An 18585-nucleotide genomic window follows, 5' to 3' on the forward strand; every position below is an offset into this window, starting at 1 on the left:
TATTTTTAAACCATATGATTTTGTTTTTTTTTTAACTAACATGTTTTTTTCAGTGAATTCTAGTAAATAAGATAAATAACAATGACAGAATAACATTATAAAAAAAGAACAAGGCAATCTGCCCTGTTCTTTTTTTATTTAAATTAACCAATTAGTTCCCATGGACCCCATTGTTCAGTTCCTGGCTCATCACCTTGTGTCCACCATTTCGCACGATAAGTATTTCCTTTATGAGTTACTACATCACCTAAATCATAGACTTTGTTCGCATCCCATTCGCCTTCAGCTGGCGGAGTTGTTTCTTCTAAAGTTGTGACAACTAATGCTTTGCTTTCTTCTGAAACATTTCCTGCTGCATCAAACGCTTTTACTGTATATGAGTATTCCGTATTCGCTGTTAACCCAGCATCAGCAAATGAAGTTGTTGCTGATTGACCCACTTGTTTGCCATCACGGAAAACATAGTATCCTGCTACTGCAACATTGTCAGTTGAACGAGTCCAAGACAATGATACATTTTTCTCACCGATCGTTGAAGCTTTCAAGTCTAATGGAACTGAAGGTGCTTCTGTATCTACTGGTGCTTTTTCTAACGTTTTAACAACTAATGCTTTACTTTCTTCTGAAACATTTCCGGCACGGTCAAATGCTTTTACTGTATATGAATATTCTGTATCTGCAGTTAAATCAGCGTCAGTAAATGAAGTTGTTGCTGATTGACCCACTTGTTTGCCATCACGGAAAACGTAGTATCCTGCGACCCCTTTGTCGTCAGTTGATTTTGTCCATGATAGAGAAACGTTTGTTTCACCGATTGTTGAAGCTGTTAGTTCTATTGGTACTGAAGGTGCTTCTGTATCCGGTGTTCCTGGTTCAGTCGTTGAACCTTCACCAAAGATCACTTGTTTATTGATTTCAATACCTTCGTTACCAATTCTTTGGCTTAATGTGATTGAGTCGATATTGTCAACAGCGACATCTGCTTCAGCAGCATTTGAACTCAATCTGAACTCATAAGATGCACCTGGTGCGATTTCTTTGCCATCATATACAGAAGACAAATCAACGATTGCAGCGCCATCAACATTTGTTACAGTACCTGCTTTGTAATCACCAGCGCCAAGCTTTTCATTTGTCGCCATTGGAATCACTAATTTAGGTAATTTGATTGTTTCTTGTGAAAATTCAACTAATTTCAATACAGAAGAAGTTTCTTCCATTTTTTCATTGTTGGTAATTTTTACGTCGTAACCACTAACGCCATATTGTGTATAAGTTGAGATCTCAACATCCACATTCAATGGTGTGCTCTTGATTTCAAACTCTGGAAGTTTCTCACTACCTAACAATCCTTCTTTGATTGCATTGGTCAACTCATCACGTTTTGTTCCAGTTGTTTCTTTGTCTTGTGATTGTTGCCATGAAATGATTCCACCAAGTTGGTTTTCTTTTACATATTCAGCTTTATAAGTCACTGATTTTTCATTTTCGTAAGTAAAGAATTCACCAGTTGTTTCGCTGTACATAAATGGTGCTTTCGCTACGTCATCCCAATACTCTTTCAATCCAGATGTATTACCAAGTAACGTTTCAATATCTCGATATGGCCATACACCACTGGCACGTCCACCGTCACCTACTTTTAATGGATTTTTGTTTTTCGCTCCATAACTTGGTGTTTGATCGGCATCTTGACTTGATAATTCTGCTTTTTGGAATAATCCCGGTGCCTCTTCATTATCCCCTTTTGCCACTTCGTTCCATCCACGAGTATAGAATGCTGCTCCAATAACGATTTTTTCTGAAGCCGCACCTTTCTCACGTAGGTATTCTACTGTTTGATCTACTGAGAAGCCTTCATCATAATTAGGATCAGCTGGATTCCCGTAAAGTGCTGAATGGTGACCACTTGTATCTGACCATGCACCAGTTAAGTCATAAGTCATGATGTTTGCGAAATCGACAACATCAAATAGTCGTTTCACGTCGATACCTGAATCTAATTTACCTTGAGCTGCTGGCAATGCAACAGATAGTTCATATGTTTTTCCTAATTCTTCGCCTTGTTTATCAATTGTTTCGCGAATTTCATCTAATAATTTTATGTAATTTTCTTTATCTTCAGGTTTTGCATTTGGTGTTCCTTCGTCATTTACGTTATCCACTAGATCTGGTTGACGTACATCTGCCGGGAATTCCCAGTCAACATCGACAAAGTCCATATTTGTATATTTAATAAATTTTGCTACATTATCTACAAGGTTCTTACGTTTCGTAGGGTTTGCTGCTACTTCAGAGAAATCTCCTGATTTAGACCAACCACCTAATGAAACACCAATTTTCATGTTTGGATTTTTTCCACGTAAATCTTGAATCGCATTTAAGATACCAGAACTAGCAGAGTTCCATTGTACGCCCGGTAATCCTACAGGTGCGCCTGTCGCTGCGTCTGCATCAGTAAAGACTAGTTCGCCATTACTATCAAAATCTAAAAAGGCAAAATTCAAGTGAGTCAATTGATCTGCTGGGATATCTTTTGGATAAAAGTTACCTTCGCCGCCCCAAATCGACCAGTCACCATAGTACATTACGTTTCTATAAGTTGCTTGTTGTTCTGTTTGTTGGATTTCTTCTGCATTGACGATAGACAATTCCCCAATTGTCGGAAGCGCCGTTGAGACAACAGAAGAAAATAACATCGCTGCCAACCCAATTTTTTTAATACTTTTCATTTTTAAATTCTCCCCTTTTTACACTATTCACTTTTCAAAAAACAATTATGTAACAAAATAAACACGAAAATATGTTATTCATCCCCCCTCTATTTCTCTAAAATAGTGAGTTAAACTCAGTGAAACTTTTGTTGCTAACAGAATATTATCACCTGAAAATGGCTTTTTCAACCGTTCTCCTAAAATTATTTAAAAAACAAATTAAATCACCTTGGTTATTTACCTGTTTTATAATCGTTATTATTAAAAATCTTTATATCACTTGCTTTTCACCTCTTTTTCTCAATTGCTAGAAAAATTAAATATCCCTCATTATTTTAATTAAAAAATAACAATTCGAGAAAATATAATAACAAAAAGGCGTAGAGGACAAGAAATTAAATTGATTTTTGTTTCTAATCTTAAAAATCAAATAAACGAAGTTCCAGAAGTAACTCCTTCATAAAAAGCCGAGAAACTCAAAATTTGAAAAACAATTTTTGGGTTTCTCGGCTTATTTCTCGGAGCTGGACACTTCTGTCCCCACCGCATTTAATCAGCTACGACACCATGAAGGTATAAATCGATCAGTCGTTCCACACTAAATGGGTTTTCAAGTGAATTAGAAGATTCGGTGATATATGGTGCTAACAGAAGAAAAAAGTGCTTTGCAGCAATTTCTGTCGTAACATGAGCGCGCATCAAAGATTGATTTGTCGAAAAAATCACTTCAAATGGTTCACGATAACTTTTTTTCCACAAGGTAAAAAGATGATTTCGTGTCTCGGCAGAAAGGTTTGATTTTAAATCATGGTGCATCATAAATAGGTCTAAAAGATGGGTATCGATCAGATACTTCGTCATTTTAGTCAAAGATTGTTTAAAATCAAGTTTGTTCTCTTCTAAGATTGCTCTTAAGTCTGTACCTACAGTACTCAAATGCTCTTCTAAGACTGCACAATATAACTTTTCTTTATCGCTAAAGTAATGATAAAGATTTGGTTGCGTGATTCCAGCATTTTTAGCAATCTCACGTGTTGAAGTTCCTTGATAACCTTTTGACATAAACAAACGATTGGCTTCTTTTAAAATTTTCTCTTGTGTATCCTTATTGTATCGATGGACCAACTTTTACACCCTCTGACTTATTTTTTTTCTCGAAAGACACCATCTTCTATCATAAATACTTTATCACATCTGTCAATAAGTCGGGTATCATGAGTGACCATTATGATTGCTTTATTTTTTTCCTTGGATTCTTTTGCTAAAATATCTACAACTTCTACTGCTTTTTCTGAATCCAAACTAGCTGTTGGCTCATCTGCCAAAATAATCGAAGGATCGTTATATAGCGCTCGAGCAATTGCCACTCTTTGTCGTTCACCACCCGAAAGATCTTCTGGATACTTATTAAGGAGTTTATCCACCCCAAGTTGTTGGAATAGTTCTTTTGCCTCCTCTTGTCGATTTTCATGCTTGATCTTATCGACCAGTACTAATTGTTTTTTGACGGTCAAAAATGGAACTAGATTGGAAGCTTGAAGAATAAATCCGATTTCCTTAAACCGTAATTTTACTCGTTTTTTCTCCGGTTGTTCACTGAAATCTTCTCCATTGATCTTGACGGTTCCTTTATTTGGTGTCTGTAAACCGCCTGCAATCGTTAAGAAGGTACTCTTTCCAGAACCAGATGGTCCAATGATTGCGACAAACTCCCCTTTATCGACACTGACATTTGTTTTTTTCAATGCTTGGATGGTTTGATCACCATCTTTAAAACTTTTTTCAACATCTATAAATTCAATTGCTTTCATTTCCCATTCTCCTTTCTATCCGATTGCTTTTAATGGATCAATTTTTACGATCGTTCTAACAGAGAAAAGTGCCCCTAAAATAGCAACGATCAACATCATTACACTAATCACACCGAAAAACAACCAGTTACTTTGGAATGGTACAGCATCTGGTAGAACAAGTGAGGTAACGAACGTTCCAAACAATCCAAGAGCGACACCGAAAAATGAAAGTAAGAACGTTTGTGCAACTACTGAACGTGCAATAAATCCACCAGTAACGCCTTGGGCTTTAAGTACACCAAAAATATTGATTTTTTGCATGGTCAATACATAAATGAAAATGCCGATCACGATTGCTGCAATCACAATCAAAAAGCCGATCATGAAACCAAACGTCAATACTTGTGCATTGTACCCTGGTAGTTCATTGATGAATGTCGAAATACTGATTTTCTCTAGATCATCCGGTAAGCTATCCACATCTCCTCGCACGACCACTGCATTGATACGAGCATTATCAGTTGCATCTTGTTTCTCAAATCGTATCTCTTGGTACGCATTGATCGTTGTATAGACGACAGGAGAGACATTGAATTTGGCATTCTCAGTAAATCCAGTCAATTTAAATGTCTTGTCGCTTCCTGATAATTTGATCGTATCTCCAATGTCTAAGCCATATTCTTCTTTTAAACTAATATCACCGACTGCTTCATCATTTGACTGGAATTCTTCTCCTTCCACGATATTCGGCATGATGAATTGGTTTTGATCGATTCCAAAAAAACTAACATTGACTTTATCAGCATCTGGACGATCTGGACTCGTGACTACTCCAGGTGTTTGAGCTAAATAAGCGACTTGATCACCTTTCACTTCTTCTGCCATCTTTTTCGTGATCATCGACATCCCTAAGTTTGTATTGGCGTCTTTTGATAAAACAATGGTATCTGCCTCCCATTTATCTACAGCAGTTCGATTGTCTTGTGCCAACCCATAGGCTAATCCTGTCAAAAAAAAGACAAGGTACGCAATTAGAAACATGACGCCTGTCACTAAGGCATAGCGTAATTTTGAATGAATGATTTCATTTAATGCTAAAAACATAAAATTCCCCCTAAAAATTTATCAACTGATAAATATATCTTATCACTTGATAAATTTTTAGAGGAATAATCTGCTCAGAATAATCAATAAAAGAAAAAACAATTGAGTTGATCATATTCAATAAGGAATATGTCAGTCGTTTATTTCTAAGTTTCATCAAAAAATTGAGGTTAAAATCCCGATTCTATTAACTTTGGCAATAGATATTCTTTCGCTTGTAAGATCTGACTTTCATAATCCTTATCCTGACCACTCCACATTTCAATCAAGAATGGCCCTTCGTAATTTACACGTTTCAATGTTTTAAATAAGCCAGAAAAATCCACACAACCTTGACCAAACGGAACGTCTCTGAACTTACCCTTACTACTAGCTGTTACTGGTTGCGTATCTTTTAGGTGGATCGAAGTAATATATTCGATGCCTTGTTCAAGTTCAATCGCCACATTATTTTCTGGCCACGCTGATAGATTTCCTAAGTCAGGATACACTTGTAAATAAGGAGAAGGGAGTTGTTTTTTTATCTCTATGAATTTACGAATGGAATTCATAAATGGGTCATCCATGACTTCAATCGACAAGATTATCCCAAACTGTGCTGCCTCTTTGATACTGGCACGCAATCCTCTGATAAACGCTTCTCTTGTCTCTATTGATTTTTTTTCATAGTATACATCGTATCCCGCCACTTGTATGATCCTGATACCTAACCGATACGCAAGCTGTATCGCCTTTTTCATCATAGATAAGGCTTTTTCTTGTTTTTTGACATCTACTGAGCCGAATGGAAAACGGCGATGCCCACTTAAACAAAGCGAATGGATAGCAATCCCTGAAACCGCTATCGCTTCTTTTAACTCAGCGATTTGTTCATTCGTCCAATCTAAACGAGCCAATCGTTCCTCGCTTTCGTCAATCGATATTTCCAGAAAATCAAACCCCAATTCTTTTACTGCATCTAACCGCTCTTGCCACGACCATCCGCTAGGCAGTGCCTTTTCATAAAGTCCGATTCTCATCATCTCATTCTCCCCACAGTCGCTTGATCTCCTTTTGGAATGCTTGGGCTTGTATGATAGGATCTGCACACGCCGTCAATCCTCGACCGACAATAAAATGAAAGATCGGCATCCCTTGGAACAAGGCTAACGTTGAAATTGACAGCCCACCAGTTACCGAGACTTGAAAACCTAAATCGATCAATTGTTGGACGAGCTTCAGATCCTTTTCTCCCCAAACTTCTCCAGCTAACAAGGCATCCCTACTTTGATGATAGACGACCTGAGAAATCCCAATTTCTCGCCATTTTTTTGCTTGTTCCATCGTCCATTCTCCGTATAGTTCTACTTGAAGTGCTTTGACTTTCTTTTGTGCAGCTTGCATGGTAGCTAGAGAGGCACAGCAGATCACTGTCATGAAATCTGCCCCAGCCTGCGCTACATTACCAGCCACAGTTTCTCCTGCGTCGGCACATTTTGTATCCGCAACGATCGTTTTTTCTGGAAACATTTTTCTCATACATTCGATTGGTTTGCTTCCTTCTTGAAGACAAAGAATGGTGCCTACTTCAATCACATCGACGATTTCTCCAATTTTTTTCACATCTGCCAATGCAGACGCTAACGTGTTATGATCCAGTGCAATTTGTAATTTTGGTCGTTTCATCTAATTCTCCTTTGATTTCAATTCTTTGTACATTGTTGTTTCTTTGAATTTCTCACAGATCTCAGTAGGTGACATCACATTTTTGATCCCCACGACCGTCACACCTCGCTCAATTGCTTGCATGAACATCGGCATAAAATTGAGTGGCGTAAAGACGACATCATATTGACTTGCCGAACTTTTACCTTCAGAGATCGGGCAATGATGGATTTTACTCACTGTAATATTTAATTCTCTCATTGCCTTTTCTACACTACGCATCATCATTAAACTTGTACCAGAACCATTGGCACACGAAACTAAAATTCTCATTTACTTTCCCTCCTATTAATTACTGTCTCCAAACTTTTCTTTATATTTTTGATAATCCTCCACAATCAAAAAATATCCTTCTGGATTTTTTCGATATTGTAGTTGCGGAATTAGCAACAAACCGACGACCACTAGTGCAACACCTGCATAACCAAAAAATTTCATCAAAACAGTAAAGACTGGCCAAGCAGTCGCCCAATCAAACATACCAATGTACCCTCCGTAACTAGATAACCCGATCCATGTCGCAAAGAGTGCAGAACCACCGACTTGGATCAGCCCAGATAAGAAAGGGAACAAACATGCTGCCTTGAACCCACCCCGATTATTAGAGAACACAGCGATGACCGCATTATCAAAAAATAGTGGGATAAATCCAGCGATCACGATCGTTGGTGATCGGAAGACGATCAATAAGATGATCATCAAGAATTGTCCTAATGCACCAAATAAAAACCCGATCGTGACTGCATTTGGTGATCCAAAGCCAAAAGTTGCAGCCACATCGATCCCTGGCACAGCTCCTGGTAAAATAGTATTTGAGATTCCTTGGAAAGATTGTGTCAACTCGTCCACAAAGGTCCGGACACCAAGCTGTAAAATGGCTAAATACACAGCAAAGTTCAAAGAAGTGGTCAGTACGTAGAATAGAAAACTTTGTCCTGCCACCATAAATTCTGCCTCAATCAAGTACTCCTGTCCTAATACTAATAAGATGATGCCAAAGAAGAACAGCATCAATAAAGAAGTCGCCACCATGTTTTCGTTGAAAATGGATAAGAAACCCGGAAGCTCCATATCTTCAAGCTTTTTATCGGCTTTTCTATTCCCATTTTTTTTACGACTACTCTTTTGCCACCACTTCGCTAAGGTAGAAAATAGGTACACCCCAAACATCTGTTGGTGCGCAATCGCAAAACCAGCTCCGTCTGTCAATTCTTGTGTCACACCAACAGTTAAATTAGAAGCAACTGCCCAGTAACACCCTAAAATGATCCCCATAAATACTAATACTTCTACTCTTCCTAATTCAGGAAAACAGAAAAGTAAGATCCAAAAAGCTGTAGCTGCTTGCTGGATCTGGACATTTCCTGTCGTAAAAACAGCTCGCAACTTCGTATATTTTTGGAAACGAACTAACAGGATATTCAATACAAATGCAATCAATAATAAAATCATCACATCACTGAACGTTCGTCCAAAAGTATCCATCAATCCTGCATCTACAGCATTTTGACCAAAATAGGGATCAGTCACCATCGCCTCAAGATCAAAACGATCCTTTAAACCAACTAAGATCGGTCGGAAATTGTTTACTAATCCACCTGAACCAACAACTAAAATCAGATAACCTACAGTGGCTTTCAAAAATCCAGCTATACATTCGTATAATGGTCGGCCAAGAAGTATATACCCTAATAAAACGATCGAACCGATCAAATAAGCCGGCTGCGTTAAAATATTTGTCGCAAAATACGTCCATATCTCCATCAAGATAGCTCCCATATTTTTCCGTTACCAAAAACCAGAACAACTCCTCAAACGATGCGAGATATCATGGTTTTCATGTAAACGGACTCCCTCCCTTGCCTCGTATTTTTTAGTTGATAATTTATCTTTTATGTCTATTTGCTTTGTACCGAATGGTCCTCACTGGCCATACCTAGCAAGCAAAAGACTACCTCTACCTTATAGTGGCTCGTATTTCTCCATGACCATTTGATAATCTTCGATTGTTTCTGTCGCTAGTAATTCTTCGATCAACCCATCTTGCATCAGTAATTCTGATAATGATTGAATATTTTCTAAGTGTTGCTTTGGCTCTTTAGCTGCTAAGGTGAAGAAAAGGCTGGCAGACTTTGACCCTTCCTCAAAAGGAACTGGTGCGTTCATTTTGGTAAATGAAATCGTCGTATCGAAAACACGGGAGCCACCTTGCATGGCATGAGGCATCGCAACGTGCGGGGCGATCAGGATATATGCCCCATGTTGTTCGACATTGCGGATCATTTCTTCTACATATACATGATCAATGATTCTTTTTTCTAATAAGTGACGACTGCTCTCCTCGATTGCTACTCGCCAATCATTTATCGTAGTTTCTACATAATTGACTAAGTCATTCTCATAGAAATATCTCAACATATTTACAAACAGTATCAAGCAGTCAACCCGTTGTTTGACAATAGCGCATTCTTATCAAGAGATGACTTTGTCTTACGTTCACTTGCTTTGATACGTTCTCCCTCCTCGCTCTTGCTTTTGTTAAAAAATTCTCAGCTCAGCTGATTTATTGTTATATATCTCTTGGGCTCCTACAAAAATGATGGAAACGGCGTATCATTTTCCTGGGTGAAGACATCATGGAAGCCACGATCGAAATTGAATGCCAAGTCTTTTCTATTATCTGGGTACGTATACTTCCCACCCACTTGCCAAATATAAGGGGAAAACTGATAAGCCAATCGATCTTTTTTCATGCGCCATAATTGAGTGATCTCGCTAGGATCAGCCATAAAATTGGACCAAATATCATAATGGACTGGGATCACGACTTGAGCTCTTAACGATTCTGCCATTCTCAACAAATCACTGGCGGTCATCTTATCAGTGATGCCACGCGGATTTTCACCATATGCACCTAGACAAACATCGATTTGATGTTCATTGCCATGTTTGGCAAAAAGGTTGGAATAATGCGAATCCCCTGCGTGATAGATGTTCCCTCCTGATGTTTTGAAAAGATAATTGACAGCGATCGTATCCATTTCTTGTGGCAACTGATCTTTTAATTGCACATTAGGATCATCATGTGTGATCAATGCCGTCCGATCAAAGGCTTCCAGCGCAACGATCTCTACTTCATTGATCAAAGCGATATCGCCGGGTTTGACTACTTGGGTCTTTTTTTTTGGTATCCCCCAAGAGAGCCATGTTTCCACTACTGCTTTGGGGCCAATAAATAGTGCCTCCGGACAATTTTGATGAACAGCTGCGGCAGTGTGAATATCCAGATGATCGGAATGGATATGTGTCACCACTAATGCATCCACATTTTTGATCGCAAATGGATCGATCACAAAAGGTTGCGTTCGTAAATTCGGTTGCATCTTTTCTGTACCGCTCATACGCATCATCTGGTGGCCTTTTTTCATCTGTCCATTCCCGTGTGTTCGTTTTCCTGTCCCACACCATAAGTCACAAAGGATATTTGTACCTTCATGTGACTTCAGCCATATACCTGTACATCCTAGCCACCATATAGATACGCTTTTTTCTTTTACTTGTTCCATTTCGATTTCTTCGTTCAGATAGGTTCCCCATTCTGGAAAAGTCGAACGTAACCAACTTTCCTTTGTTACTTCTGTTATATTCATGTGCCATCCTCCTCTTTATTAGGTATATATAAATGATAAAGCGCTATCAAAGTGATTGGAATAGCTTTATATGACTGTTATTACTTTATGTGATCGTTTCCATTTTTTTATGCTCGTTTAGCTATAATTAGTCATATAGAGAAACAAATTGATTGAAAAGGAAGGATAACAATGAAAAATTCTCTGTTGACGATTAAAAAAAGACGTAATGAAATTCTTGATCTATTACAAAGGTACACAAAAATGACCACGATTGAACTGTCTGAAAAGCTTCACGTATCACTCAGCACTATTCGTCGAGACCTTAGATTATTAGAAGAAAAAAATGAGATTATTCGTGAATATGGCTATTGCCTCTTCAACTATGACAATCAAACAAATTTCGATCTTTCAGGACCAACGTGGATCAAACATCAAATTGCTCGTTGTGCTAGTCAATATATTGGAGACTATGCCACCGTATTTATCAATTCAAGTTCCACTGCCTTAGCTACACTCGATTATTTAGAATCGAATTACGTCACCGTCGTAACGAATAATTTAAAGGTCATTTCTTTGTGTCAGACAAGGAAATTATACGTATATACTCACTGGTGGCGAATTACGCGTACCGAAAGAAGTCTTGGTAGGAGATATTGCCGCTCGCACATTAGCAGATATGAATGCAGATGTCTGTATTATTGGATGTAGCGGAGTAGATTTAGAGAATGGTGTGACGACAAAAATTTTAAACGAATCTAAAATCAACGAATGGATGATCAAAAAGAGTATCAAATGTCGTATTCTTGTTGCAGACCATCGTAAGATTGGCCGGACTTCACAGTTTAAGATTGCCGATATTTCTGCCTTTGATTATTTGATCACCGATCAGCATTGTTCACCTAAACTTGCCAAAAAAATCGAACAATTAGGTGTCACTGTTATTCGAGTAAGTTTATAAAAGAAAGTAAATTTCATCAAAGTTGCTAACAGATAAAAAACAGCTATGATTCGATTTTCTTCTTTTAGTCGAGTATTCAAAGCGTGACTATACTCTTGCATAGCGGTAACTCTCCGTTCAGTTAAATAAAATAAAACAGATTATTTGCCTGTTTTAAAAACAAGGCGTAGTATGAAAATGTAAACGCTGACAAATTCGATATTATTTATTGATCGATACTACGAAAGAAGGTTTGTTTTATGGAAATGATTTATCAAGCTGGCTCACAAGAAGGTCAAATCAGTTTTATCAATACAGAAGACTTAGAAATGGCGGCAGCTCAAGTGATTCCTACTGGCGGATACGGCTATATCAGTAGTGGCGCTGGAGATCTCTTTACGTATCAAGAAAACGTGCAATCATTCAATCATCAATTGATTATTCCTCATGTTTTAAAAGACGTGGAAATTCCAGATACAACGACTTACTTTGACCAAGAAACATTAACTGCGCCAATCATCATGGCGCCTATTGCAGCTCATGGTTTAGCTCATACACATGCAGAAAAAGCTTCAGCTAAAGGAGTTGCCGATTTTCATACGATTTATACGGCGAGTTCTTACGCTTCCTGTACATTAGAAGAAATCCGTGAGGCCGGTGGTCCAGATGCACCACAATGGTTCCAGTTTTACATGAGTAAAGATAATGGGATCAATTTAGATATTCTAGAGATGGCCAAACGTAATGGCGCAAAAGCAATCGTTTTGACAGCTGATGCAACCGTTGGTGGGAATCGAGAAACAGACCTTCGCAATGGCTTCACTTTTCCATTGCCAATGCCGATCGTTCAAGCCTATCAATCAGGGATCGGACAAACGATGGACGCAGTTTATAAATCCTCCAAACAAAAGTTAAGTCCAAAAGATGTGGAATTTATTGCCGCTCATTCTGACTTACCCGTTTATGTAAAAGGTGTGCAATCAGAAGACGATGTTTATCGTTCATTAGATGCGGGGGCAAATGGCATCTGGGTATCGAATCATGGCGGTCGTCAATTAGATGGTGGGCCAGCAGCCTTTGATTCTTTGAAATATGTAGCAGAAGCCGTCGACAAACGTGTCCCTATCGTCTTTGATAGTGGTGTTCGTCGTGGTCAGCATGTCTTTAAAGCCATTGCTTCTGGTGCCGATCTAGTCGCGATCGGTCGTCCTGCCATTTACGGTTTAGCTCTCGGTGGAAGTACAGGCATCCAACAAGTATTCGACTTCTTCAAAAAAGAATTAGAAATGGTCATGCAATTAGCTGGGACGCAAACCATCGAAGATATCAAAAATGTGACATTACGGGAAAATCGTTTCTTCTAAATTGAGAAAATCTCAAATAAAACAAGCGCAGTTTCCATAATTATTTCGCACTTTTGAATCCAAATAAACGAACATCAAAAAAAGCCTTTAAAAATAAGCAAGAAGACCCAAAAATTTGAATAAATTTCGGGTCTTCTTGCTTATTTTTCAGAGCTGTATGCTATTTATTGCACTCTGTATCCTACCTGTTTGGATGGATTTTCTAAATGTACGCTTCACCTTTTGCAAACAAAGTTGCTTCGCCACTGATCATCACGCGTTCACCTAACCACTTGCAAGTCAAGAACCCACCTCTGGCAGAAAGTTGTTGAGCAACCAAGTCGTCCTTTCCAAGCTTTTGTGCCCAGTAAGGAATCAAATTCGCATGAGCCGAGCCACACACTGGATCTTCATTGATCGTTAGTTTTGGGAAAAAGGTCCTAGAAACAAAATCTTCTTTCTTTCCTTTGGCTGTGACAATCACGCCGACGCCTTCTTCTAATTCCCTCATTGCAGTATAATCAGGCGTCAGCTTTGCCACTGTCTCTTCGTCTTCTAATACAAAAAATAAGTCCCTTGCCAGATAAGCCTCTTTTATTCTTGTGCCGATTGCTTGTTCGTATGCTGGTAATATAGCAATTGGTTGCGGTAAAATACTTGGAAAATCCATCGCATATTTTTGCTCTTTTTTTGTGACAACTAGGTTCCCACTTTGCGTTGAAAATGAAATCATGGATTCACTGATACCATAGAAGTGGAACAATACAAATGCGGTTGCCAAGGTCGCATGACCACATAAGTCGATTTCACGATCAGGGGTAAACCAACGTAATTCATAACCTTTCTCTTTTCTAACGGTAAAGGCTGTTTCGGATAGGTTATTTTCGATGGCGATTTTTTGCATGGTATCATCAGGTAGCCATTCATCTAACACAAAGACCGCAGCAGGATTTCCTTTAAACACTTCATTGGTGAAGGCGTCAACTACATAATAGGGTAAATTCATTTATAAACTACTCCTTTACTTTTTGATAAATATATTCGGCACAACATAAATCTTCCACTGCTAAGCCAACCGCATCAAAGATCGTGATCGCTTGTTCGTCTGTACGCCCTGTTTTCTGATGGGTGACTAATTCACCTAGAGAACCGAGGATGTTTGTCTGATCAATTTTCCCTTCTGACAAGGGAATCAAATAGTCGCCACTTTCCCTTTTGACCGCTTGGTAATCATCTACATACAATTGTCCAGATGCCATCAAATCACTCGTTAATTCACGAATCTCTGGTGTAAATGTACCGATTGCATTGATATGCGTGCCTGGTTTAACCTCTTTTTTTGATAAAAAAGCATGTTTACTAGGTGTTAAAGTACAGACAATATCTGCTTCTATAGTCGCTTCAGCCAATGTCGAGCAATCAATAAAACGCAGTTTTGGATAATTAGTTTGCTGTTCTAGGATAAATTGTTTTCGTCGTGTTTCATCTAAATCATAGACATATACACGGTGAATCTTTCGGACACAGGTAATTGCGGCTAGATGTGAAACTGCTTGTTGTCCAGTTCCGATCAATGTGAGTGTATCTGCTGATGGCTTTGCTAGATAATCTGTGGCTAATGCTGAAACTGCTGCTGTTCGTATCCAAGTCACGGCATTCGCATCGATCATTGCGACGGGTTGCCCTTTTTTTGAATCGAAGAGCATGATTTCACCCAAATGTGATGGTAGCTTTTGTTTGTGATTGCTTGGAAAAGCCGTGATGATTTTTGAACCAAAGTACCGGTTTCTTCCCAAATAAGCGGGCATCATCGCAAATACATTTTGTTTCTCGCCATCTGGTAATTGTTGGACCATTCGATTCTCTTGAGAAATCTTTCCGACTTGAAAATCTTTAAAACACTGTTCCATTACGTTGATTGCTTCTGTAAAACTAAAATGGGTGATTACTTTATGACTATCGATGATTTGCATATTTCCCCTCCTTTTTTCTATCCTAGCGCCCGAAAACAATACATTCAATGATATAATTGTATGGAATACAATTTTTGAAAGAAGGAACGAGTATGTCGATCAACTCTTATGAGAATTATCCACTGACTTGGCGTCCAGATAAAAAAAAGTTACATCGCCCAATCTACCAATCACTTATCACGCAGCTAGAAGCTGATATCTTATCAAATAAATTACAAAAAAATACAAGGTTACCTTCCCAAAGAGAACTAGCTGATTTTTTAGACATCAATTTCACAACAGTTGGTCAAGCTTATAAGTTGGGTCTAGAAAAAGGGTTACTCTATACAAGTATCGGGAGTGGGACATTTGTTTCCCCAAATGCGTTTACCTCCATCACTATTTCTTCTGATCAAGTACCTGATCATGTCATTGATTTTGGGTTAGTCAGTTCATTTGATGAATGCAACGAAATGATCACTCCTTTTATTCAAGCTGTTTCACAAAATCATGCGACTAACGGACTTCTTAGCTACCGTGAACCATTAGGGACAACCTATCAATTGACGATTGCCAAAAAATGGTTGGAAACACAAGGTGTCTATGCTTCAAGGGAACAGATTGCTATTGTTTCAGGTGTCCAAAACGGCTTGGCGATCACGCTAGCTGCTTTGTTTTCTCCAGGAGATCGTTTGGCAGTCGATCGCTATACTTATTCGAATTTCATTGAGCTTGCTCACCTTTACCATATGGAAATCGTGCCGATTGATTTTGATGCGGAGGGTATGCTTCCAGAATTACTTGAACAAGAATGTCGGAAAAAAGCAATCCACGGTATTTTTCTGATGCCTTCATGTAACAATCCTATTGGGTTTCAACTATCTGCAAAACGGAGGCAACAGCTAAAAGAAGTCATTACAAAGCAACAATTGATCGTGATCGAAGACGACATCCATTCTTTTTTGACTACCTATAATCAAAAAACACCCATTCCCTCATTCCAGCAGTTACTTCCTGAACAAACCATTTATCTTGCCGGAATGACCAAGTTTATCTGTGCAGGCATGCGTGTTGCCTTTCTAGTATTTCCCGATAAGTACAAACAAAACATCCAACAGGCGATTTTCAATATCAATGTCAAAACCTCAAGTTTAGATGCTGAGATTGTCACGCAAATCCTATGTTCAGAAACCGCACAGGACATACTCGAAACAAAATCCAGCTATACAAAACAAGCAAATGAACGATTCGATACACTTTTCAACTTGCCTCGACCGACCAATCCACTTCCTTTTTATCGAAATCTCCCTGTTCGAAATGATCTGTCTCCGAAAACGATCGAACAAGCTTTTTTAAATAAAGGGATTCGTGTCTATCATTCACATCGTTTTACGACACAACCGCAACATGATCCTTTTATTCGAATTGCTTTATCCTCTAATCCTTTGGAAGTATTAACGAAAGGACTTGGAATCGTCAAGAAAGAAATCGTGTACTTTCAACGATGACTTATCATATAAAATCAAAATGATCCAACTCATTCTTTTTGTTTTTAACTGCTCGAATCCCCATCGAGGAGGAGCCTATTTTTAATCATAGGCTCCTCTTTTTTCTATTGTCATATAAATAAAATTTATCATAACTACCTATTTTGACTATAGCCTTGAGCGAATCCTATACTTCGTATGTATTAAAACTTAGGAGGAATCATTCATGCTAACAGGGTTAAACTTATTAAATAATCCATTTTTAAATAAAGGAACTGCTTTTACAAAAGAAGAACGTAAAAAATACGGGATTGCCGGAATGCTTCCTAGCACAGTCCAAACATTAGAACAACAATCTGTGCAAGCATATGGCCAATACCTAAGCAAACAAACTGATTTAGAAAAACGTATTTTCTTAATGAACTTATTCAATACAAACCGCACACTTTTCTATAAATTGATGGGACAACATTTAGTAGAATTTATGCCGGTAGTATATGATCCAGTAGTTGCAGATGCAATCGAACAATACAATGAAATTTTCTTAAAACCACAAGATGCTGCATTTCTTTCGATCGATGAACCAGAATTGATCAAAGAAAGTTTGAAAAATGCCGCAGCTGGTCGTGATATTCGTTTGATCGTTGTTACAGATGCAGAAGGTATCCTTGGAATGGGTGACTGGGGAGTTAATGGTGTTGACATCGCAATTGGAAAACTAATGGTTTATACAGCAGCTGCTGGTATCAATCCAGCGCAAGTATTACCTGTATCGATCGATGCTGGTACAAACAATGAAGAGTTATTGAATAATCCGTTATATCTAGGAAACAAACATGCGCGTGTCGAAGGTGATTCTTACTATGAATTCATCGACCAATTCGTTTCATCTGCTACAGAACTATTCCCTGAATTATTGTTACACTGGGAAGACTTTGGTCGTGGCAATGCCGCAACGATCTTAGAAAAATATGAAGACAAAATCACGACATTCAATGATGACATCCAAGGAACAGGGATCGTCGTACTAGCTGGTGTACTCGGCGGATTGAATATTTCTGGTGAATCCTTGAAAGATCAAACGATCCTAACATTCGGAGCTGGAACAGCTGGAGTCGGCATTGCGAATATCTTATTAGATGAAATGATCCGTCAAGGTGTACCAGAAGAAGAAGCACGTAAACACTTCTATCAAGTGGATAAACAAGGACTATTATTCGAAGATACTGAAGGATTGACACCTGGACAAATTCCTTTTGCACGTAAACGTTCAGAATTTACCAATAGTGAAGAATTGACTAATTTAGAAGCTGTTGTCAAAGCAATTCACCCAACGATCATGATTGGTACATCTACTCAACCAGGGGCATTCACAGAAGAAATCGTCAAAGAAATGGCTAGCCATACACCACGACCAATCATCATGCCTTTGTCTAACCCAACAAAATTAGCAGAAGCAAAAGCAAAAGATTTGATTGAATGGACAGATGGAAAAGCATTAGTCGGAACAGGTATCCCTGCGGATGATGTGGAATACAATGGCGTGACTTATCAAATCGGACAAGCAAACAACGCATTGATGTATCCAGGTTTAGGACTTGGTTTGATTGCTTCAACAGCTACTCGTGTCAACGCTGAGATCATCTCACAAGCAAGTCGTGCATTAGGTGGTATCGTTGATGTCACAAAACCAGGGGCAGCTATTTTACCACCAGTTGCAAGAATCACTGAATTCTCACAAACGATTGCTGAAACAGTCGCTCAATCAGTCGTGGATCAACAATTGAACCGTGAAGAAATCACTGACATCAAAGCAGCTGTCGAAGCAGCTAAATGGGTGCCTGAATATCAAGATTTAGAAGCTTAATTCACGCTAGTCTCTTTCACAATAATTCGTTACTAAACAGTTCTGAGCAAAA

Annotated in this window: 15 protein-coding genes and 1 pseudogene; 4 read left to right on the plus strand and 12 right to left on the minus strand. The window is 38.6% G+C overall.

Going from position 1 to position 18585, the window contains the following annotated elements; genetic code table 11:
* Nucleotides 1-143: 143 nt before the first annotated feature.
* From ACH0AK_RS04130 to ulaG, 10 genes are all read right to left on the minus strand, one after another.
* Entirely contained in the window at nt 144-2732 is a 2589-nt protein-coding gene (locus tag ACH0AK_RS04130; RefSeq protein WP_226075677.1) for a glycosyl hydrolase family 18 protein, read from the minus strand.
* A gap of 531 nt (nt 2733-3263) precedes the next feature.
* Entirely contained in the window at nt 3264-3839 is a 576-nt protein-coding gene (locus tag ACH0AK_RS04135) for a TetR/AcrR family transcriptional regulator (RefSeq protein ID WP_010734827.1), read from the minus strand.
* A gap of 17 nt (nt 3840-3856) precedes the next feature.
* Nucleotides 3857-4525, minus strand: a complete 669-nt coding sequence (locus ACH0AK_RS04140; protein ID WP_019722442.1) for an ABC transporter ATP-binding protein — start codon at nt 4523-4525, stop codon at nt 3857-3859.
* Between the two features lie 15 nt (nt 4526-4540).
* Nucleotides 4541-5611 (minus strand): ABC transporter permease, encoded by a 1071-nt coding sequence (locus ACH0AK_RS04145; RefSeq protein ID WP_010734825.1) that lies wholly within the window; start codon nt 5609-5611, stop codon nt 4541-4543.
* A 170-nt stretch (nt 5612-5781) separates the two neighbouring features.
* Complete coding sequence (locus ACH0AK_RS04150; protein ID WP_499796735.1) at nt 5782-6633, minus strand: L-ribulose-5-phosphate 3-epimerase; 852 nt, start codon at nt 6631-6633, stop codon at nt 5782-5784.
* A gap of 1 nt (nt 6634) precedes the next feature.
* Nucleotides 6635-7276, minus strand: a complete 642-nt coding sequence (locus tag ACH0AK_RS04155) for a 3-keto-L-gulonate-6-phosphate decarboxylase UlaD (RefSeq protein ID WP_010734823.1) — start codon at nt 7274-7276, stop codon at nt 6635-6637.
* On the minus strand, nt 7277-7588 hold the full coding sequence (locus tag ACH0AK_RS04160) for a PTS sugar transporter subunit IIB (protein ID WP_019722445.1): 312 nt from the start codon (nt 7586-7588) through the stop codon (nt 7277-7279).
* A 15-nt stretch (nt 7589-7603) separates the two neighbouring features.
* Nucleotides 7604-9094 (minus strand): PTS ascorbate transporter subunit IIC, encoded by a 1491-nt coding sequence (gene ulaA, locus ACH0AK_RS04165; RefSeq protein WP_034691471.1) that lies wholly within the window; start codon nt 9092-9094, stop codon nt 7604-7606.
* Between the two features lie 183 nt (nt 9095-9277).
* Nucleotides 9278-9733 carry a PTS sugar transporter subunit IIA gene (locus tag ACH0AK_RS04170; RefSeq protein ID WP_226075809.1) on the minus strand — a complete coding sequence of 152 codons (456 nt, stop codon included), beginning with the start codon at nt 9731-9733 and terminating at the stop codon, nt 9278-9280.
* A gap of 170 nt (nt 9734-9903) precedes the next feature.
* A complete protein-coding gene (gene ulaG / locus ACH0AK_RS04175; RefSeq protein WP_023520068.1) occupies nt 9904-10965 on the minus strand; it encodes an L-ascorbate 6-phosphate lactonase in 1062 nt (353 codons plus the stop codon).
* 171 nt (nt 10966-11136) lie between these two features.
* On the opposite strand from ulaG, the pseudogene ACH0AK_RS04180 reads away from it, so the two are divergent.
* A pseudogene (locus ACH0AK_RS04180) lies at nt 11137-11905 on the plus strand (DeoR/GlpR family DNA-binding transcription regulator).
* Between the two features lie 239 nt (nt 11906-12144).
* The gene (locus ACH0AK_RS04185) at nt 12145-13248 is read left to right on the plus strand and encodes an alpha-hydroxy-acid oxidizing protein (RefSeq protein ID WP_438725300.1); all 1104 of its coding nucleotides are present in this window, start codon (nt 12145-12147) and stop codon (nt 13246-13248) included.
* 202 nt (nt 13249-13450) lie between these two features.
* On the opposite strand, the gene ACH0AK_RS04190 is transcribed toward ACH0AK_RS04185, so the two are convergent.
* Nucleotides 13451-14233, minus strand: a complete 783-nt coding sequence (locus tag ACH0AK_RS04190) for a PhzF family phenazine biosynthesis protein (RefSeq protein ID WP_226075680.1) — start codon at nt 14231-14233, stop codon at nt 13451-13453.
* 7 nt (nt 14234-14240) lie between these two features.
* Nucleotides 14241-15200: an ornithine cyclodeaminase family protein gene (locus tag ACH0AK_RS04195; RefSeq protein ID WP_226075683.1), complete on the minus strand. Its 960-nt coding sequence runs from the start codon at nt 15198-15200 to the stop codon at nt 14241-14243.
* 92 nt (nt 15201-15292) lie between these two features.
* Between ACH0AK_RS04195 and ACH0AK_RS04200 the strand changes: the two genes are divergently transcribed.
* Together ACH0AK_RS04200 and ACH0AK_RS04205 are read left to right on the plus strand one after the other, a co-directional pair.
* On the plus strand, nt 15293-16687 hold the full coding sequence (locus tag ACH0AK_RS04200) for an aminotransferase-like domain-containing protein (protein ID WP_226075811.1): 1395 nt from the start codon (nt 15293-15295) through the stop codon (nt 16685-16687).
* 205 nt (nt 16688-16892) lie between these two features.
* Nucleotides 16893-18533 (plus strand): malolactic enzyme, encoded by a 1641-nt coding sequence (locus ACH0AK_RS04205; protein ID WP_023520074.1) that lies wholly within the window; start codon nt 16893-16895, stop codon nt 18531-18533.
* The last annotated feature ends 52 nt before the right edge of the window (nt 18534-18585 follow it).

It is taken from the genome of Enterococcus pernyi, assembly GCF_045371165.1.
GTDB classification, from domain to species: Bacteria; Bacillota; Bacilli; order Lactobacillales; family Enterococcaceae; genus Enterococcus_B; species Enterococcus_B pernyi.